Source organism: Bacillus sp. hwrm1 (assembly GCF_040207805.1).
Lineage (GTDB): Bacteria > Bacillota > Bacilli > Bacillales > Bacillaceae > Bacillus > Bacillus velezensis.
In genome coordinates, this window is sequence record NZ_CP157943.1 from 832,514 (window position 1) to 851,505 (window position 18,992).

18 protein-coding genes are annotated in these 18,992 nt (G+C 48.5%); 14 read left to right on the forward strand and 4 right to left on the reverse strand.

Going from position 1 to position 18,992, the window contains the following annotated elements:
* The first annotated feature begins 42 nt into the window (after positions 1-42).
* Positions 43-1,149, forward strand: coding sequence for an ABC transporter ATP-binding protein (locus tag ABK447_RS04300; RefSeq protein WP_039063589.1), 1,107 nt, complete (start codon positions 43-45; stop codon positions 1,147-1,149).
* A gap of 49 nt (positions 1,150-1,198) precedes the next feature.
* Here ABK447_RS04300 and ABK447_RS04305 read toward each other — a convergent pair whose 3' ends face one another.
* Positions 1,199-2,068 carry an endonuclease I family protein gene (locus ABK447_RS04305; RefSeq protein ID WP_094031260.1) on the reverse strand — a complete coding sequence of 290 codons (870 nt, stop codon included), beginning with the start codon at positions 2,066-2,068 and terminating at the stop codon, positions 1,199-1,201.
* A gap of 199 nt (positions 2,069-2,267) precedes the next feature.
* Here ABK447_RS04305 and allC point away from each other — a divergent pair, with 199 nt between their 5' ends.
* The 3 genes from allC (at position 2,268) to ABK447_RS04320 (ending at position 6,099) form a co-directional block, all read left to right on the forward strand.
* Entirely contained in the window at positions 2,268-3,509 is a 1,242-nt protein-coding gene (allC, locus tag ABK447_RS04310) for an allantoate deiminase (RefSeq protein ID WP_094031259.1), read from the forward strand.
* 60 nt (positions 3,510-3,569) lie between these two features.
* Positions 3,570-4,781: an alanine--glyoxylate aminotransferase family protein gene (locus ABK447_RS04315; RefSeq protein WP_206701103.1), complete on the forward strand. Its 1,212-nt coding sequence runs from the start codon at positions 3,570-3,572 to the stop codon at positions 4,779-4,781.
* A gap of 121 nt (positions 4,782-4,902) precedes the next feature.
* A complete protein-coding gene (locus ABK447_RS04320) occupies positions 4,903-6,099 on the forward strand; it encodes a tetracycline resistance MFS efflux pump (RefSeq protein ID WP_007410110.1) in 1,197 nt (398 codons plus the stop codon).
* A 365-nt stretch (positions 6,100-6,464) separates the two neighbouring features.
* Here ABK447_RS04320 and ABK447_RS04325 read toward each other — a convergent pair whose 3' ends face one another.
* Positions 6,465-7,469 carry a hypothetical protein gene (locus tag ABK447_RS04325; RefSeq protein ID WP_124935038.1) on the reverse strand — a complete coding sequence of 335 codons (1,005 nt, stop codon included), beginning with the start codon at positions 7,467-7,469 and terminating at the stop codon, positions 6,465-6,467.
* Between the two features lie 49 nt (positions 7,470-7,518).
* Complete coding sequence (locus ABK447_RS04330; protein WP_064107697.1) at positions 7,519-9,114, reverse strand: PucR family transcriptional regulator; 1,596 nt, start codon at positions 9,112-9,114, stop codon at positions 7,519-7,521.
* Positions 9,115-9,294: 180 nt separating this feature from the next.
* Between ABK447_RS04330 and ABK447_RS04335 the strand changes: the two genes are divergently transcribed.
* The 6 genes from ABK447_RS04335 (at position 9,295) to yunB (ending at position 15,102) form a co-directional block, all read left to right on the forward strand.
* A complete protein-coding gene (locus ABK447_RS04335; protein ID WP_094031256.1) occupies positions 9,295-10,659 on the forward strand; it encodes an allantoinase in 1,365 nt (454 codons plus the stop codon).
* A 73-nt stretch (positions 10,660-10,732) separates the two neighbouring features.
* Positions 10,733-11,086, forward strand: a complete 354-nt coding sequence (locus ABK447_RS04340; protein ID WP_007408736.1) for a hypothetical protein — start codon at positions 10,733-10,735, stop codon at positions 11,084-11,086.
* Positions 11,087-11,112: 26 nt separating this feature from the next.
* The gene (locus ABK447_RS04345; RefSeq protein ID WP_025285218.1) at positions 11,113-11,964 is read left to right on the forward strand and encodes a DUF72 domain-containing protein; all 852 of its coding nucleotides are present in this window, start codon (positions 11,113-11,115) and stop codon (positions 11,962-11,964) included.
* A 19-nt stretch (positions 11,965-11,983) separates the two neighbouring features.
* Complete coding sequence (locus tag ABK447_RS04350; protein WP_094031255.1) at positions 11,984-12,805, forward strand: sulfite exporter TauE/SafE family protein; 822 nt, start codon at positions 11,984-11,986, stop codon at positions 12,803-12,805.
* Between the two features lie 17 nt (positions 12,806-12,822).
* The gene (locus ABK447_RS04355; protein ID WP_052827807.1) at positions 12,823-14,217 is read left to right on the forward strand and encodes a bifunctional UDP-sugar hydrolase/5'-nucleotidase; all 1,395 of its coding nucleotides are present in this window, start codon (positions 12,823-12,825) and stop codon (positions 14,215-14,217) included.
* A gap of 126 nt (positions 14,218-14,343) precedes the next feature.
* Positions 14,344-15,102, forward strand: coding sequence for a sporulation protein YunB (yunB, locus tag ABK447_RS04360; protein ID WP_032869768.1), 759 nt, complete (start codon positions 14,344-14,346; stop codon positions 15,100-15,102).
* Between the two features lie 37 nt (positions 15,103-15,139).
* Here the strand turns inward: yunB and lytH are convergent, their stop codons facing one another.
* On the reverse strand, positions 15,140-16,117 hold the full coding sequence (lytH, locus tag ABK447_RS04365; RefSeq protein ID WP_094031254.1) for an L-Ala--D-Glu endopeptidase: 978 nt from the start codon (positions 16,115-16,117) through the stop codon (positions 15,140-15,142).
* Between the two features lie 202 nt (positions 16,118-16,319).
* Here lytH and lipA point away from each other — a divergent pair, with 202 nt between their 5' ends.
* From lipA to ABK447_RS04385, 4 genes are all read left to right on the forward strand, one after another.
* Positions 16,320-17,216: a lipoyl synthase gene (gene lipA / locus ABK447_RS04370; RefSeq protein WP_003151923.1), complete on the forward strand. Its 897-nt coding sequence runs from the start codon at positions 16,320-16,322 to the stop codon at positions 17,214-17,216.
* A 216-nt stretch (positions 17,217-17,432) separates the two neighbouring features.
* On the forward strand, positions 17,433-17,708 hold the full coding sequence (locus ABK447_RS04375) for a YutD family protein (protein ID WP_094031253.1): 276 nt from the start codon (positions 17,433-17,435) through the stop codon (positions 17,706-17,708).
* 25 nt (positions 17,709-17,733) lie between these two features.
* Positions 17,734-18,168, forward strand: coding sequence for a DUF86 domain-containing protein (locus tag ABK447_RS04380; protein ID WP_094031252.1), 435 nt, complete (start codon positions 17,734-17,736; stop codon positions 18,166-18,168).
* Between the two features lie 33 nt (positions 18,169-18,201).
* The gene (locus tag ABK447_RS04385; protein WP_007408728.1) at positions 18,202-18,972 is read left to right on the forward strand and encodes a TIGR01457 family HAD-type hydrolase; all 771 of its coding nucleotides are present in this window, start codon (positions 18,202-18,204) and stop codon (positions 18,970-18,972) included.
* The last annotated feature ends 20 nt before the right edge of the window (positions 18,973-18,992 follow it).

The following is an 18,992-nucleotide window of genomic DNA, read 5'->3' on the forward strand; positions in this document are numbered from 1 at the left end:
ACAGAAAGATGTGGCGGTTTCCAGTATTGGAGGAGGTTTCGAATGGCATCATTAACATTTGACCATGTCAAAAAAACATACGGCGCCCAATCGGCGGCAGTGAAGGATTTTCACTTAGATGTAAAAGATGAGGAGCTGCTGGTGCTAGTCGGTCCCTCCGGCTGCGGCAAATCTACGACACTCAGAATGATTGCCGGACTGGAGAGCATTTCTGAAGGGAAGCTTTATATCGATGGAGACGCGGTGAACGATCTGCCCCCGAAGGATCGCGATATCGCGATGGTTTTTCAGAATTACGCGCTGTATCCCCACATGACGGTGTTTGATAATATGGCGTTCGGTTTGAAGCTCAGAAAGCTGCCGAAAAAAGAAATCGCAGAGCGAGTCCGGACGGCCGCCGATATTTTGGAAATCGGGCATCTGCTCAAGCGGAAACCGAAGGCTCTCTCAGGCGGGCAACGGCAGCGGGTTGCGCTCGGCCGGTCGATCGTGCGGGAGCCGAAAGTGTTTCTGATGGACGAGCCGCTTTCCAACTTAGACGCGAAATTGCGAGTGACGATGCGCGCCGAAATCAGCAAGCTCCATCAGCGTTTGAAAGCGACCATCGTTTATGTGACGCATGATCAGACGGAAGCGATGACAATGGGCGACCGGATTGTCGTGATGAATGAAGGAGATATTCAGCAGGCCGCAAGCCCCCATGAGATTTATCATTATCCGGCGAATCTGTTTGTGGCGGGTTTTATCGGTTCTCCGAGTATGAATTTTATAAAAGGCGTCATTGAAGAAAGTCACGGGCAATGGTATTTTGCCGGTTCGTCCGTTCGTCTGCCCATTCCGAAAGAAAAAGCGGCTGTTCTTGTGCAGAAAGGATACAGCGGTAAGGAGATGATTGCGGGGCTGCGTCCGGAGCATTTGACGCTTGCCGGACAATCAGAGCACCCGCCTGAAGCGGTGTGCCGCGCTGTGGCGGAAGTATGTGAAAACTTAGGCGCGGAGATGTACGTTCATGCGGTGAGCGGAGATGACCGCATGACGATCCGTCTTGACGGCGCATCACAGGTGAAACCCGGCGATGCCATTCTGCTTGCGGTCAATATGAACCGGGCCGTCTTTTTTGATGCCGACACTGAAAACGCCGTATATTGAAAAAGGGAGCCTGATGATCGGGGCTCCCTTATCACTTCTTATGATACGATTACCAGATTTCGTCCGCCCATTCCGGATGGTCGATAAACGGATTGCGGTTATGCTGATAATCTTCGTAAATGATTTCGTTCCGCCGTTTTTCCTTACTGTCGACGGGGTCTTGTTGATTCCATTTGAGCAAAACGGACAGTTTTCCCATGTAAGGAGCTGAGCCGTTTCCGGTTTTATCATTCAGCTCAAGGTCGGGATACCCGTCTTCTCCTTCATAACGCACCGCCATGTAAAACAGCATGCGGGCGACGTCTCCTTTAACCTCATCGCGCGGCTCCCAGGAATCGCCGTCGTAATAATTGCCCGGCGCTTTCGGGTATTCTGAGCCGCCGTTATCAAAATCCATATTTCCTCTGGCGCTGTTCACCTGGACGTCCGCAGGGCGCAGATGATGAATGTCCGTCCCGGGACCGGCAGCTGTTCCGAAGTTTCCGTGTGACTTTGCCCACACGTGTTCGCGGTTCCAGTCCCCGACGCTGCCGCCGTTTTTACTTTTGGCCCGTGATTCCTGGGTGTAGAGCAAGATGACATTGTTCGGATTTGCCGGATCTTCGTCAGTTTCCTTCAATGCATTCCATACTTGGCTGTAAGACAGCTTTGCATGTCCGCTGATGATGCGGTGCAGGGCGCTCTTTAAGGCTGTTCCGCTTTTTCCGGAAGCTTCTTTGTAATATGTGTCCGTATCCGCAGACGGAGTGATGACAGCTGAGGCAGTTTGCGGAAAAAGAGTTGTGCCGCCGGCAGTTGAAACCGCCATCCGGCTGTACAGATTCGTGTCAGCCGGCGCGCCCGCAGAGGCTGACGGCGCGGCCCATCCAAAAATGAAAAACAGGCAGACAATCGGCAGAAACCAAAGTTTTTTTGTCATGACTTGCCCTCCTTTACCTCTATTATCCAAAAAATAAATCTAATATTCTATCTTTTTTGAAAAATGGTTCCTTCGGCTTATTGGTCAAAGTATCCGGAAAATCATTGATTTTTTAGAGGATATGATAATGAACTCGTTATGCGCTCCTTCTATAATGAAGATCATCTTGTCAGTTTTTCAGTTTAAAAGGAGGGCGTGTATGGAACATCAGCAGCTTTCGGCGGCGAATATCGGGATTTCCGATGACATACAATGGCTGTCTCAATTCGGCGCTTCCGCTTCCGGCGGAGTGACGAGGCTTTTATATACGAAAGAATGGATGGACGCCCAGCTTGCCGTCAAAAAGAAAATGGAGGCGTTCGGGCTGGAAACGGCATTTGACGATGTCGGAAACGTGTTCGGCCGTTTGGACGGCACAGAATCACCTGATGAGGTGATTCTGACCGGGTCGCATATTGACACCGTTATTGACGGCGGCAAATATGACGGTGCGTTCGGCGTGCTGGCGGGCATGCTGGCGATCCGGCATTTGCATGAGACGTGCGGGCGTCCGAAAAAAACGCTGGAGGCTGTGTCGCTCTGTGAAGAGGAAGGGAGCCGTTTTCCCATCACCTATTGGGGCTCAGGCAATATCACCGGTGCTTTCTCGCTTTCAGATGCGGAAACGCCGAAAGACGCGTCCGGCATTTCTCTGAAAGAAGCCATGCGGCAGAACGGCTTCGGTGCAGGCCGTTATCCAGCACCGCTGCGCACTGATATTAGTGCCTTTCTGGAAATACATATTGAACAGGGGCAAACGCTTGAACGATCGGGAAGGGATATCGGGATTGTCACCGGGATTGCCGGACAGAGACGCTATACCGTTACGCTTGACGGTGAATGCAACCATGCCGGCACCACTTCAATGAAATGGCGGAAAGACCCGCTCGCGGCGGGAAGCAGCATTATCCACGAACTGATGCTCTCAGCGGAAAGACAGCCGGAAGAGCTCCGCCTGACGTGCGGGAAAATGACGGTTGAACCGAATATGGCGAATGTCATTCCGGGCCGTATCCAGTTTTCCGTTGATATTCGCCACCCGGAGGAAGACGTGCTGGCAGCCTTCCATCAGAAACTGGTATCGATTGTTGAAAACATCAGCCGCAGCAAAGGAGTCAGGCCCGTTATTGATGAATATATGAGGATAGAGCCGGTTCAAATGGATCAGACCCTGACACGAACCGCAGCAGAGGCTGCAAAAGAGCAGGGGGCGGACCCGGAGAAAATCGTAAGCGGAGCGGGACATGACGCCCAGATGCTCGGCAGAACCTTTCCGGCCTGCATGCTGTTTGTGCCGAGCCGTGGCGGGATCAGCCACTCGCCGCTTGAATTCACACCCGCACATCAGCTTGAAACCGGCGTCCTTACGCTGGCGAATGTATTACATAAACTTGCCTATTAACGTAAAGGGGGAATCGGCGTGCCGACCAGAAAAGAATTGTGCATTCCGCAAAGAACGATTATGACACCGGGACCGACAGAAGCTGAACCGAGGGTGCTGAGGGCGATGGGCGCTCCGATTATCGGCCAGTTTGACCCGGCATTTACCGGCATTATGAACGAAACGATGCAAATGCTCCGTGAATTGTTTCAAACGGAAAACCGCTGGGCCTATCCGATTGACGGCACATCAAGAGCGGGGATTGAGGCTGTTCTCGCAAGTGTGATAGAACCGGGCGACAGCGTGCTCGTTCCGATATACGGACGCTTCGGATACCTGCTGACTGAAATCGCCGAGCGATACGGAGCGGACGTTCATACGATCGAGTGTGAATGGGGAACGGTCTTCCGGCCTGAAGAGATTATCAGCGAGATGAAAAAGATTTCCCCGAAAATCGTCGCTATGGTGCACGGAGAAACATCAACGGGGCGGATTCACCCGCTGAAAGAAATCGGGGAAGCGTGCCGCGCCCAAGACGCACTCTTTATCGTGGATGCCGTGGCCACGATCGGAGGCTGCGCCGTAAAAACGGATGAGTGGAAGATTGACGCAGTCATCGGGGGAACGCAAAAATGCCTATCGGTCCCTTCCGGAATGGCTCCGATTACTTATAATGACCGGACGGCCGCTGTCATTGCCGCGCGTAAAAAGGTAGAACGGGGCATTGCGACGGCGGCTGACGGCAACATGCTGTCCGGTCATCGGCCGGTTACGAGCAACTATTTTGATCTGAGCCAGCTCGAAGATTATTGGAGTGAAAGAAGGTTGAATCACCATACAGAAGCGACAGCAATGCTTTATGCGCTGCGGGAGGGTGTGCGTCTTGTCTTGGAAGAAGGACTTGAAGAACGGTTCCGCAGGCATCAGCATCATGAAAAAGCGCTTACGGCGGGACTTGCAGCGATGGGCCTTGATTTATTCGGCGATCCGGAGGCGAAGCTGCCTGTCGTCACATGTGTGCAGATTCCGCCGGAAGCAGACGGCGAATCGATCAGAAGGATGCTTTTGTCTCAATTCGGAATTGAAATCGCCAGCTCGTTCGGTCCGTTGCAGGGGAAAATTTGGCGAATCGGAACGATGGGCTACAGCTGCAGAAAGGAAAATGTACTGTTTGTGCTGGCCGGACTTGAAGCGGTTCTGATCAGACACGGAGTTGCCGTTAAAGCCGGTGAAGCGCTGCAGGCGGCCCTTAACATATATGATCTGCCGGCTGAAACCGGTGTGCTGTCATGAGACTTGAAAACGAGATTGAAATCATCTGGACTTTTTTCCCTTTTCCCCGTTATACTGAATGGTATAAAAAATGACAAATATGGAATGATCATCTGTTTGTCTGGGGAGAAGGTAAGAAATCATGGCGTACATGGGCCGATTGTCAATTTTAATGCTGAATATGTTTATTGCGATGCTTGGAATCGGATTGATTATTCCGATTATGCCCGCATATATTACCGAATTCGGAGCGACGGGGAGCACGATGGGTCTGCTTGTTGCGGCGGCGGGGCTTACACAGCTTTTATTTGCGCCTATTGCCGGGGAAATAACCGACAAATACGGACGGCGGAAACTGATTATTTTCGGCATCGCCGCCTTTGCCGTGTCACAATTGATCTTCGCTTTTGCCGGAAGCCTGTGGCAATTGTTCGCATCCCGCCTTTTGGGCGGAATGGGCGCGGCGTTTTTAATGCCGTCAATGTTCGCTTACATAGCGGATATTACGACCGAAGAAGAACGCGGGAAAGGAATGGGGCTGTTCAGCGCGGCGATGACGCTCGGTGTCGTCATCGGGCCAGGTGTCGGAGGCTATTTGGTTCATTACGGCATGTCTGTGCCGTTCATCGTGTCTGCAAGTCTCGCCTGCTTTTCAACGGTGCTTTCATTTTTCTTTCTGCCTGAAACGCTGGGACGTGAAAAGCAGCTGGAAGCCCGGGCAAAAACGGAAAAACGTGAGCATCTGTTTAAGCAAATGTCACGCGCGCTCAAATCGCCGTTCGCGTTTATGCTGATTCTGGTTTTTGTGCTGAACTTTGGAATTATGAACTTTGAATCCGTTTTCGGCCTTTACGTTGACCATAAACACGGATTTAAAGCCTCTGATATTGCCTTTATTATTACGGCTGCGGGTCTCATCGGCGTGTTTGTGCAGGCGGTCGGCGTCAGTTATCTCGTCCGCAGGTTCGGGGAAAAGCGCGTCATTAACGTGACGTTGATCGGGGCTGCTGCAGGACTTGTGTGGTGCCGGTTTGCGGGTTCATATTGGGCCGTTTTTGCCGCGGCAATCTTTTTCCTGACGCTGACATCGCTGCTCCGGCCGGCGGTTAATACGATGCTGTCGAAGCTCGCCGGTGACCAGCAGGGGTTTGCCGGAGGGATGAACACCTCATTCATCAGCTTAGCGAATATCGCCGGACCGTCAGCCGCCGGTTTTCTCTTTGACGTAAATATGGAATTTCCGTATATGCTGGGAGCGGCCATTCTCGCCATCAGTTTTCTGGCCGCGCTTGGCTGGGGAAAAAAGACACAGACCCGGCCGTTCACGCAGCAAGGATAGAATCAAAAGCCTCCGGGTATCCGGAGGCTTTTTGCTGATTGCCGTTTATTCTTTAGCTGTCTGCATCTCTGAAATTGCAGAGATGCGCATAGAAGGAAAATCATATCGAACGTCATTGTGAATTATAGGGAAATCAGTTGTTCCGTATGCTCAAGCATAGCGCGAATGGAAACCGGAACAGGTGTAGATAAAGGAAAACCAGCTTTATCGCTTGACGAGTCTGACGAATTTGATCTGCCGGAACGGTGAATCCGTTGTTGATTGTTGTAAAGTTTATGACGGCTCTTACTGATCTTTGAGTCCTTCTGAAGATCAGCATGAGCTACAGAAATTTTTAAAATGAATAGAAGAAGTCAGTGCTTATTTTATTCATCCCCCTGTTGTTCAGTTACACTTTCTAAGAGATTTTGAATTGTATCAATCACTTTTGTTTCTGGTGGTTCTGGCATGGCCTGCCTAACATCATCAGGTGCGTTTAACGGGGTATGAAACTGAGTTCCTTCATTCATCAGGTTGCCTAGAGTCTGTATTGACATTCTCATGCTATTAATAGATTCTTCTGAGTAGTTACCGGAACTTTCTAGATTTTTTGTTTCAGCATCAAGAGTTAATTTTAGCCTTTGTTTTATAGCATCTGTATACGTCTTCTTAAGCTCCAAATCAAGCTCTAAATGCTCTACTTCTAATTCCATTTTTCTTTGCGTTAAAGAAGCTTTTTGATAATTTATCGCCAGCTTAATCAATTGTCCAAATAATAGTAGTGATTCTTTATTGAATAAGATATCAACCCATAAAGAGCCAGTATCAAAATTTTGTAGTTGATATTTTTGGCCGTCACCAGTATTTTCTTCTATCTTTAAGCCGTTATGTAAAGCTTTTTCGAGCTTATCAAAAAACTCTTTCAGATCACTTATTTCTTTGTATTGAGGTAATCTAACACTTAATACATTTTCTTCATTTTCGGGTATAGAAATAGAAAGGAGTTTCTGATATCCTTCTATTTTTTCTTTAATTATATTAATAGTTGTATCAATTTCTCTGTATTCAGATATTTCTAATCTCATTGAATCATTTTTAGACCTAAAGTTATAGACAGATTCAAAACGTGATAATCGCTTTATATCTGCATCTAAAAAACCAAGTTTAGCCACTTGGTTAATCGCATTAAATGTCTTTTGTAATCCATAAACATCAGTTTTGGAGGAGTGTTGGATAGCCTTAGATTCATATTTTATTTTGTCTTTATATGTCCTAAGATTGCTCGTAATTCTCTTAGTCTCAAAATAAATGCCCCCTTTAGTCTTTATGAAAATACTACCACGGATATATAATAATTTGGTGGAAGAAAGATTATTAAAACAAATATCCATCTTAAATAGGATGCGGGAGAACACCCGCATCCCTGTCTCTAACGATTTCTTAACCGATCAGCCGCTGCATTCTCAGCGCGAGCCGCAGGCGCATCGTCGTTTCCGGATCTTTTAAGCTTTTGCCGAGCAGTTCCTCGCATTTTTCTAAACGATAGATCACCGTATTTCGATGGACGTACAGGCGCTTAGCCGTTTCTGAAATCTGGCAGTGGGTCTCCAGATAAACAGACAGCGTATGAAGCAGGCTCTGGTCCTCCTTTTGCCGGTCGGCCAGGCTTTGGAGGGTGGCTTCGTAAAATTTCTTCACATCTTCCGCCGGAAGCAGGCGGAGCAGCTCCGGCACGTCTTTGGCATGATAGATTTGAATAAACTCCGCGCTTCTGGACAAATGCCCGGATGAAATGGCGTCTGAAGCTTCAGTAAAAGCGTCAGGGACGTCGATCAGCTTTTGGCATATGTTTGAGATGCCGAAGGAGACAGTCCGTTTAAACTGCGTCCGGACCTGCTTTTGAAACTGCTCCAAAAAGCTGATGACAGACGCGTGCATTTCATTCCAGCTGTCTGTCGCTTCAATTAAAAGAATACCGACATTTCCTTTAATAAAGAGATGAGGGGGAAACGGAAAGGATGACAGCTCCCCTTCAAGCAGATCAAATACATGATCGGAAACGAGCTGATTTTCGGTAAAGCTGATCGTTTTCTCATTTCGGTCAAGCTTTCCGCAAATGCACATGTATTTCTGATCCCAGCGGAGCCGGAATTCTTTGGCGCGGCTTTTGATTTCTTCATGGCCGGTAAACGAGCGGTCGATGAAATTGCTGAAAAATTCATTGCGCGCCCGTCTGCCGAATTGTTTGACGGCATTTTCTTTCAGCAGTTCAAAGGAAATGACGTTGGCCGCCTGTTCAATTGTCAAAATCATGCCTTTATCAGCGGTCTGCACGAGCTCCGGAATCACCAGATAACCGCAGTTTTTTTCAACATTCAGAATCGGCAGGACAGAATACGCCTTTCTGTCGGACAGCATGGAAAAGCAGGTGAAATAAGGCCCGGAAAGGGAATAACAGATGTTTTTCAATAAAGACGTGTCAATGGGTATGCGGTGGGACGATGATAAGAGTTTTGTATGTTGATCCAAAAGCAGCACGGGAAGCCGGAGAATGTCTGAGAGCTTCTTAAGCAGGGATTGCAGCCCCTTGCCGCTCATGATGTGGTTTGTGAATTTTTTATGGGCGTAAATGGCCTGCTGGAGCTCATTTGAACGCATATCAAGAATATGGCTCAGTGTGGCGTTGACGATATCTCCGAGCCTGATGTCTTCCGGCAGCTCAATAATCGGAAATTCATACCGGTCGGCAAGTTCCGCGGCATCTTTCGGAATGACATTAAGATAACGCTTCGTCTTGATCCCCAGTCCCGCGCAGCCCCGTTTTGCCATGAGGCGGATCAAATCTTTCAACAGCTGCGGGCGGTCCTTCAAGTGGTAAGCCGTGGTGACGAGCAATTCGTTTTTATGTAAAAAATCAGCGATGTCCGGCGCATCCATCATGTTGACGTGCTGCACCTCCCTCCAGCCGCCGGATTTGCCTGCGATTAATGTTGCCCGCTCATAAGCGGGAATCTTCATCACGTCATAAATATTCATCAGTCAATCTCCTTTCAGGTTCTAAAGACAACCATTGGTTAATATGAATAAAAATCATCAAAAATTATAGCGGTTTTGCTGATGTATTACGATCATAGTAGCAGTAAACTGGCAATCATAGACGCATGTTGTGATAAATACTGACAGAAAAATCGTCATCCTTACAGGGAGGAAGATAAAATGGCCTATGACATAATTGTAAAGGGTGCGAAAGCTGTGCGAAAAGGCGGAACAGAGCGGGCTGATATCGCCGTCAAGGACGGGAAAATTGCCTTGATCGGACCCGGCATTGACGAAAACGCGGAACAAGTGGTGCAGGCGGACGGCATGTATGTGTTTCCGGGCGCGGTCGATTGTCACGTCCATTTCAATGAACCCGGCCGAGAAGAATGGGAAGGCATTGAAACCGGCTCAAACATGCTGGCTGCCGGCGGCTGTACGGCTTATTTTGATATGCCGCTTAACTGCATTCCTTCGACGGTAACTGCTGAAAACCTGCTGGCAAAGGCGGAAATCGCCGAACGGAAGTCAGCGGTTGATTTTGCGCTTTGGGGCGGTTTGATGCCCGGGTATACCGAACATATCCGGCCGATGGCAGAAGCGGGGGCAATCGGGTTTAAAGCGTTTCTGTCTAAATCGGGAACGGATGAATTTCAATCAGCCGATGAACGGACTCTTTTAAAGGGAATGAAGGAAATCGCGGCGTGCGGCAAGGTTTTGGCCCTGCACGCAGAAAGCGACGCCCTCACCCGATTCCTTGAAGCCGAGTACGCGCTCCAAGGGAAAATTGATGTCCGCGCTTACGCTTCCTCCCGTCCGGAAGAGGCCGAATGCGAGGCTGTGCAGCGGGCGATTGAATATGCAAGAGCGACGGGATGCGCGCTTCATTTTGTACATATCAGCACGAAACGGGCCGTGCTCTCCATTCAGCAGGCGAAAAAAGACGGATTGGATGTCACCGTTGAAACGTGTCCGCACTACTTATTATTCAGCTTTGAAGACTTCCTCAAAAAAGGGGCGGCCGCCAAATGCGCTCCGCCGCTCCGCTCAGAGGCTGATAAAGAGGAATTGATCGGGGTTTTGGCAGAGGGCCTGATTGATATGGTGTCTTCGGATCATTCTCCCTGTCATCCGTCTTTGAAACGCGAGGATAATATGTTCCTGTCGTGGGGCGGGATCAGCGGAGGCCAATTTACGCTTCTCGGCATGATTCAATTAGCGATCGATCATGGGATTCCGTTTGAACATGTGGCCCGATGGACGGCCGAAGCACCTGCCAAGCGCTTCGGGTTAACGAATAAAGGCCGGCTTGAAGAAGGATTTGACGCTGATTTTGCCATCGTCCGGCCGGAACCTTTTACCGTCACAAAAGAAACGATGTTTTCCAAACATAAGCAAAGCCTGTATGAAGGCCGCACCTTTCCATACCGAATTGCTGCAACCTACAGTAAGGGGCGCTGTGTGTATCAGGATGGCGGCCGTAAGCAGAGCGGGGCTTTCGGAACATTCCTGAAGCCTTCTGAAATAAAAGAGCCGATTCTCTGATGAGAATCGGCTCTTTTTTGTCGTTTGGAAAGCGGGTCTCGTGGTATCTTTTTATAAAAAGGAGTAAAGCACATTGTATGATCAAATCTTGAACATATTAACGGCATCCTGGTCGCGCAAGACTAGTACAAAATGGACGGAAGATTGCCCGGCCAAAGGCCAGTGCGGCGTGACGGCTTTAGTCATCCAAGATGTTTACGGCGGTGACATTCTCAAAACAAAAACCGGCACAAGCTGGCATTTTTATAACCGGATAGACGGGGAGATATATGATTTCACGAGCGGTCAGTTTTCAGAGCCGATCGTCTATCAGCACATTCTTTCATCCAGGGATGAGGCATTTTCGGACACCAATGAACATCAATACCGGTTCCTGAAAAGTGCATTCAGAAAAAACATGGAAACGGAAAGAGAAAAACACCTGTGATAAACTAGAGTGAGAGGTGAAGGATTGTGATTTATATCGGACTGACGGGGTGGGGGGATCATGACAGCATCTATCCGCCTAAAACAGCGGGCCCGCAAAAACTGCAGGCGTATTCCTCCCATTTTCCCATCGTTGAGCTGGACGCGAGCTTTTACGCGATACAGCCCGCCCGCAATAATGAAAGATGGGTCAAAGAGACGCCGGAATCTTTTCAATTTGTCATTAAGGCATATCAAGGAATGACGGGCCATCAGCGCGGCGATATTCCCTATGAATCGAAGGAAGAAATGTTTGAGGCGTTTAAGCTGTCATTATCGCCGTATATAGAGCATGGAAAGCTTGCCATGGTGCTGTTCCAATTCCCGCCGTGGTTTGACTGCAAGAAAGAAAACGTCGCATATTTAAGATGGTGCAGGCAGCAGATGGGCGATATCCCGTGCGCGCTTGAATTCCGCAACCGGTCTTGGTTTTCCCCGCCATTTTATGAACAGACGCTTTCCTTTATGAAGGAGGAAGGCTGGATTCACAGCATATGTGACGAGCCGCAAATCGGCGAGGGCAGCATTCCGACCGTCCTGAAAGCAACGGATGAAGAAAAAACGCTTGTCCGTTTTCACGGACGGAACAAACAGGGCTGGATCAAACCAGACGGCGGACAAAACTGGCGTGAGGTCAGATATTTATACCGCTATAACAAACAGGAGCTCAAAGATTGGAAAAACAATCTTCAGGAGCTGAAAAAGCAGTCGCGCAATCTGTATGTGCTCTTCAACAATAACTCAGGCGGAGACGCCGCCGATAACGGCCTTGAGATGCTTGAAATGTTAGATATCTCATATACCGGGCTTGCTCCGAAGCAGCTCGACCTATTCAGCTAGAAAAGAGGTTTCAAGACACATGTCTTATCTTATTTTGATCATATTAGGATTTATCGCGGGAACGGTCGGCAGCCTGATCGGGCTTGGGGGAGGAATTATCATCGTGCCGGCAATGCTCTATTTAAGCACGATGACTCCGTTTTTCCATGACGTAACACCGCAGACTGCCATCGGCACGTCCCTTTTGGTGATTATTTTTACGGGCCTGTCATCAACTCTGGCCTATATGAAATATAAAACCGTTGACTACAAAAGCGGACTGATCTTTTTTATCGGTTCCGGCCCGGGAAGCATCATCGGCGCGTATTTGTCTAAACTTTTTAATGCGCATACGTTTTCCGTCTGGTTCGGACTTTTTATGATTTTGATTTCCATTACATTAATGCTGAAGGCGAAAGCAAAACCGGTCAATAAAGCGCATAAAGGCATGATCCGGACATATGAGGATGAATCGGGTGAGCTTTATACATATTCGTACCGTATTTTCACCGGTATCGTGATTGCCTTTTTCGTCGGTTTATTGGGCGGTCTTTTCGGCATTGGCGGCGGCTCTCTTATGGTTCCGGCCATGATGCTGTTATTTTTGTTCCCGCCGAAAGTGGCTGTGGCGACGTCAATGCTCATTATTTTCTTTTCCTCCGTGACGGGTTCCGTGTCACATATCGCAGAGGGCCATGTCAATTGGCTGTATGCGCTGTGCCTCGTTCCGGGCGCGTGGTTCGGCGGCAAAATGGGCGCGTGGGTCAATAAGCGGGTGCAGACGAAAACGATCGTGCTTTTCATGCGGGTCGTCTTGATTTTGATCGGCTGTGAATTGATTTATCAAGGGATATTCAGCTAAAAGGTAGGAGAGATGGTATGTTAGAGAAGCTCCGTTTATATCATACGAATGATTTGCACAGCCATTTCGAAAATTGGCCGAAAATCGTACATTATATTGAGCAGAAGAGAAATGAACATGAAAAAGACGGGGAGGAAACACTCGTATTCGACATCGGCGATCATATGGACCGATTCCAAATGATAACTGAAGCGACCTTCGGCAAAGCGAATGTCGACTTGTTAAACCGGCTTGAGATCGATGCGGCTGCCGTCGGGAATAATGAAGGAATTACGCTGCCTCACGATGAGCTGGCGGATTTATATACCCATGCCGCGTTTCCCGTCATTGTGTCCAACCTGTTTGACGCGGATGGACAGCGGCCGGAATGGGCCGAGCCCTACGTGATCAAAACGCTGAAAAACGGGATGACCGCCGGCATACTCGGCGTCACGGTACCGTATTATCCCGTCTATCAAAAACTCGGCTGGACGGTGACGGATGCGGAAAAAAGCATTCAAGAATCACTTGACGATATCAAGGGCAAAGCGGATATCATCATTCTGCTTTCTCATTTAGGCCTGATCGATGACCGGGCCGCAGCGGAAAAATTTCCGGACATCGATGTCATTCTTGAATCACATACGCACCACCTTCTTGAGGACGGACAGGACATAAACGGCGTATTGCTTGCATGTGCGGAGAAATACGGGAACTATGTCGGCTGTGTCGAGCTGACGATAGAAAGTGAATCACGAACCATTGTCAGCAAACAGGCGTCTGTACAGAAAATGGCTGATTGGCAAGGGGAATCTGAAGATACGGCGGCTTTTCTGAAAGAGAAAGAACGGGAAGCGGAAAACCTGCTCTCCGAACAAGTCGCCAACCTGAATGAAGAAGCCGGCGTGAAGTGGTTTGAGGAATCGCCGCTCCCGCTTCTATTAGCCGAAGCGCTGAAAAGCTGGTGCGGCTGTGAAGTCAGCATGGTGAATTCAGGCGTTATTTTGGGGCCTTTACAGAAGGGGCCTGTCACAAAGCTTGATCTGCACCGTATCTGCCCTCATCCGATCAATCCGGTGGCCGTTCGTCTTTCAGGCAGAGAACTTCAGGAAACAATCAGCCAGGCCGCCTCGGAACAAATGGAGCAGCTGCGGATAAAAGGCCTCGGCTTCCGCGGGGAAGTGATGGGCAGGATGGTATATGCCGGAGCGGAGGCAGAGGCCGGCATTCTTGAAGACGGTGTGACGCATCTCCTCAATGTGAAAGTGAACGGAGAAGAGATTGATCCGGAGCGGATATACTCGGTTGCCGTTCTCGATATGTTTACACTCGGAAAGCTGTTCCCTTACATCCGCGATTCAAAAGAAAAGCAATACTTTATGCCGGAGTTTTTAAGGGATCTGCTCGCCTGGAAGCTCGCGCAGCAGCCGTAATGTCATGTAGCTGCCCGCCGTTCCATTTCACCCGAATGAGTGAAAGCGGGACTTTTTAAGAGTGAAAATAAAATACTATGTCCCCTCTTACAAGCATACATTGTGATATGTAAGGGGGGATTTTTCTTGCCTAGATACCGGAGCGCTCTTCGCAAGAGAGGGCCTTTGCCTTTTCGATATGTGCTTCTTCTGTCGTTTGCTTTTTTTATCATATCGACGGTCATCAGCCTTTGGATGATCAACTCCTCAATCAAACCGGTGCTGATGAACATAGGAGAAATGGAAACCAAACGGGTGGCGACAGAGGTCATTACGGAATCCATTGAAGAATACATGTCTCACAGCGACAATGTGAAAGATATGGTCGATATGAAAACGGATGAAAACGGAAAAGTCACAACGATGGATTTTAATACACAAATGGTCAACAGTATGAAGGCGAAAGTGACAAAGCAGCTTCAGGCTCATCTGAAGGAAGCGGAGTCGAACAATAAGCAGCGTGAAACAGAAAAAGGCGCGAAAACGGCCGATGAAATTATGATCGATATTCCCTTAGGGCAGGTCACGGGAAACAGCATTCTCGGAAATCTGGGGCCGAAAATCCCCGTGCGCTTTAACCTGATCGGTGATGCGTTAACTGATGTGAAAACAAAAATAAAGCCGTACGGCATTAACAATGCCCTGATCGATATCAGTATTTTTGTGGAAATAAAAGTGAAGGTCATTATTCCGTTTGCCAGTAAGACATCAGTCGTGACAAATAATATTCCGGTCTCCATTAAAGCGATTCAAGGAGAGGTGCCGCAGTTTTATAACGGAAGCGGCGGGTCAGGTGTGACGCCTTCCGTCCAGCTGCCGAGTGAAAAACAGAAGAAAGATAAATAAAAACACACAGCCGCAATCTTTCCTGGCGGCTGTGTGTTTACTTTTTCCTGCGGATTTCTTTTCGTTCCCATGCCCTTAAATGGGGATACGGATCAAAAGACCATTCCGATCTGCCGTTATCTTTATACATCCCGTAGTGAAGATGCGGCGGAAATTTTCCCGCGGTGCCCGGCGGTCCGTATCCGGAACTGCCGACAGAGCCGATCACCTCTCCGGGTTTGACGATCCGGCCTTTATGCATACCTTTTGCAAAGCCGTTCAGGTGAGCGAAGTAGTGATACGTGTTATTGATATCCCTGATGCCGATTCTCCAGCCGCCGAAACGGTTCCAGCCCTTCATTTCAACAATACCGTAGCAGGTCGATCTGACGGGGAGCCCGTAATGAGCGAACAGATCCGTTCCTTCGTGAATCCGGCGCCCGCCGAAACCCCGTGCGGCGCCCCATGTGCTGCGGTAGCTGTAATCCGTCTTCACGGGAAGCGGAAAAGCGTGCTCTCCGAGATCAAGGCGGCCGAACGTTTTAAACAGTGTCATGAATTCGGTGATAATGCCGACCGTCTGATCACGGCGGTAATAATTCCAGAGACCGATGCGGATATGGTCAAGATCGGTTCCGAATCCCGCTAAATACTGAGCAAATGTATAAAGGATATCCTCATCATTGCTTACCTCGGCTTTTCCGTCGCCGTCGCCGTCCAGGCCGATCCCGTCAAATACTTTAATGCTGAGAGGCGCATCGTCCTTAGGATTTGGATTTTCAGGGCCGCTCCACAAATGATCCGGAATATAAATGCTGATGATTCCCGCTTTTTCCGGCAGATCCTTTCGGTTTGAGCGGACATTTTCTTCATATTGATCAACTGCCGCAAGCACATACCAAGGAATCTGCGTGACTGCTTCGGCTTTGCGGTACAACTGCATCCGTTCGCCGTAAACAGGAGCCGATTGTTCTTTCCCGCTTGCGGCCGGACAGAAAACTGAAAAAAGGAGAAGAGCAGATAACAGAACTTTCACAACATGATCTCCTTTCAGGATTGAATACAAATAGTTTGCGGCAACAATCCGAGAAAATGTAAGTAATTCTCTTCCCTTGTCGAGAAATTTTTCCTATGTTAAAGTGACTATTGAATAGAAATCCGCAAGTTTTATATCCATCGTGAAATAGAAATTTTTCGCACACGAACATGAATAAAGGGATAATGGAGATGATGGGGAAATGGCAAAGAAAGACGAGCATCTGAGAAAGCCGGAATGGCTCAAAATAAAGCTGAACACGAATGAAAACTATACGGGTCTGAAAAAATTAATGCGTGAAAATAATCTGCATACCGTATGTGAAGAAGCAAAATGCCCGAACATCCATGAATGCTGGGCTGTCAGACGTACGGCGACGTTCATGATTCTCGGTTCCGTCTGTACGAGAGCATGCCGCTTCTGCGCTGTAAAAACGGGTCTGCCGACCGAGCTGGATCTGCAGGAACCGGAACGCGTAGCTGATTCCGTCGCGCTGATGAATTTAAAACACGCCGTCATCACGGCCGTAGCGCGTGATGATCAGAAAGACGGCGGAGCAGGCGTCTTTGCGGAAACGGTCCGGGCGATCCGCAGAAAAAGTCCGTTCACGACAATTGAAGTGCTGCCATCCGATATGGGCGGAAATTACGACAACCTGAAAACATTAATGGATACCCGTCCTGATATTCTGAACCACAACATTGAAACCGTCCGCCGCCTGACACCGAGAGTCCGGGCCCGCGCAACATATGACCGTTCTTTGGAATTCTTGCGCCGTGCGAAAGAAATGCAGCCTGACATCCCGACGAAATCAAGCATTATGATCGGTCTCGGCGAAACGAAGGAAGAAATTATTGAAGTGATGGACGACCTGCTTGCGAACAATGTCGACATCATGGCGATCGGCCAATACCTGCAGCCGTCGAAAAAACATTTAAAAGTCCAAAAATATTATCATCCGGACGAATTTGCCGAACTGAAAGAAATCGCGATGCAAAAAGGCTTCAGCCACTGTGAAGCAGGCCCGCTTGTCCGTTCTTCCTACCATGCGGATGAACAAGTGAACGAAGCGTCTAAAAAACGCCAGGCCCAAGCATAAGATAAGCCGAAAAAACCCAAAACGCCGCAGGTTTTGGGTTTTTTGTGATGGAGCCGTTTTTGCAGGGAAAAATCATTCTTGAATAAGGATCGTCTGAACCGCTACACTGGATATAAAGAGGAAAAATTCTCCGTCCGTCCGAACCGTCTCATTTTGCAATTGATGGACAGAAGTCAATGAATTATGATAGTAAAGAGTGATAAAAGAGGTGAAGACATGATTCTTATTCAAAATGCCGAGTTTGAACTCGTACACGATTTTAAAAACGGCTTTAATGAAGAAGCGTTCAAAGCCCGCTATTCAGAAATATTAAATAAATATGATTACATTGTGGGAGACTGGGGATACAGTCAGCTGCGGCTCAAAGGCTTCTTTGATGACCAGAATCAAAAAGCAACCTTTGAAACGAAAATCAGCACATTGGACGAATACATTTACGAATACTGCAATTTCGGCTGCGCGTATTTTGTTTTAAAACGAATCAGAAAATAATTGATGCAGAAGGGGATGCTGTCACGTGTATTTTGTTGACAGAAATAATATCGAACAAACACTCCGTTTTTTTGAGACCCAGCTGGCGCTGTTTGACAGCACGCCTGCATGGGAGAGCGAGATCGAAAAAAGGGCGCTTGAGCGGATCAGCCATCTTATGATCGAATGCATTCTCGATGTCGGAAATGATATGATTGACGGCTTTATCATGCGCGATCCGGGCAGTTATGACGACATCATGGATATTCTGACGGATGAAAAGGTGGTAGCTGAGGATGAAGGAAATAAGCTGAAGCAACTGATCTCTTCCAGAAAGCAGCTTGTCCAGGAATATCAGCACGCCGATTATCAAGAGCTGTTTACGCTGATCACGTCAAACAGAGATGTGCTGAAAGCCTTTCCGGCCCGTGTAAGAACCCATCTGGAAACAGAATTAGGGCCTGTTTCCGCATTTAAATAACAACGAGTGAGAAAATCCACAGGAGTGTTGAGTATGAAGGATTATAAAGGATATTTGATAGATTTGGACGGCACAATGTACAACGGGACGGAAAAAATCGAAGAAGCGTGTGAATTCGTGAGAACGCTTAAAGCGCGCGGCATTCCGTATTTATTCGTGACGAACAATTCTTCCCGGACGCCGAAGCAGGTGGCGGACAAGCTGATGAGCTTTGACATTCCGGCATCTGAAGAGCAGGTCTTCACGACGAGCATGGCGACTGCGCAGCATATCGCCCAGGAGAAAAAAGACGCGTCGGTGTATGTGATCGGCGAAGAAGGCATCCGTCAGGCCATTGAAGAAAACGGGCTGAGCTTCGGAGAAGAAAACGCGGACTTTGTCGTTGTGGGAATCGACCGCGGCATTACATATGAAAAGTTGGCAACGGGATGCCTTGCGATCAGAAACGGCGCCCGGTTCATTTCAACAAACGGCGACGTCGCCATTCCGACTGAAAGAGGACTTTTACCAGGGAACGGTTCGCTCACATCCGTTTTGACGGTGTCAACGGGCGTTGAGCCTGTCTTTATCGGCAAGCCTGAATCCATTATTATGGAACAGGCGATGCGTGTGCTCGGAACGGATATTTCCGAAACACTCATGGTCGGCGATAACTATGCAACGGATATTATGGCCGGCATCAATGCGGGCATGGATACGCTGCTGGTTCATACCGGAGTGACAAAGCGTGAGCATATGGCAGATTACGGCCAAAAGCCGACATATGCGATTGACTCTTTAACCGAATGGATTGAACATCTATAAAAAAAGGGACGGCCATGACG

Excerpts from the sequence above, each read along its gene's own strand:
- ABK447_RS04320 (WP_007410110.1), top strand. The coding sequence starts at position 4,903 with ATGGCGTACATGGGCCGATTGTCAATTTTAATGCTGAATATGTTTATT.
- ABK447_RS04300 (WP_039063589.1), top strand. The coding sequence starts at position 43 with ATGGCATCATTAACATTTGACCATGTCAAAAAAACATACGGCGCCCAA.
- ABK447_RS04305 (WP_094031260.1), bottom strand. The coding sequence starts at position 2,068 with ATGACAAAAAAACTTTGGTTTCTGCCGATTGTCTGCCTGTTTTTCATT.
- ABK447_RS04330 (WP_064107697.1), bottom strand. The coding sequence starts at position 9,114 with ATGAATATTTATGACGTGATGAAGATTCCCGCTTATGAGCGGGCAACA.
- ABK447_RS04315 (WP_206701103.1), top strand. The coding sequence starts at position 3,570 with ATGACACCGGGACCGACAGAAGCTGAACCGAGGGTGCTGAGGGCGATG.
- ABK447_RS04375 (WP_094031253.1), top strand. The coding sequence starts at position 17,433 with ATGATTCTTATTCAAAATGCCGAGTTTGAACTCGTACACGATTTTAAA.
- allC (WP_094031259.1), top strand. The coding sequence starts at position 2,268 with ATGGAACATCAGCAGCTTTCGGCGGCGAATATCGGGATTTCCGATGAC.
- ABK447_RS04350 (WP_094031255.1), top strand. The coding sequence starts at position 11,984 with ATGTCTTATCTTATTTTGATCATATTAGGATTTATCGCGGGAACGGTC.
- ABK447_RS04385 (WP_007408728.1), top strand. The coding sequence starts at position 18,202 with ATGAAGGATTATAAAGGATATTTGATAGATTTGGACGGCACAATGTAC.
- ABK447_RS04325 (WP_124935038.1), bottom strand. The coding sequence starts at position 7,469 with ATGGATATTTGTTTTAATAATCTTTCTTCCACCAAATTATTATATATC.
- lipA (WP_003151923.1), top strand. The coding sequence starts at position 16,320 with ATGGCAAAGAAAGACGAGCATCTGAGAAAGCCGGAATGGCTCAAAATA.
- ABK447_RS04335 (WP_094031256.1), top strand. The coding sequence starts at position 9,295 with ATGGCCTATGACATAATTGTAAAGGGTGCGAAAGCTGTGCGAAAAGGC.
- ABK447_RS04355 (WP_052827807.1), top strand. The coding sequence starts at position 12,823 with ATGTTAGAGAAGCTCCGTTTATATCATACGAATGATTTGCACAGCCAT.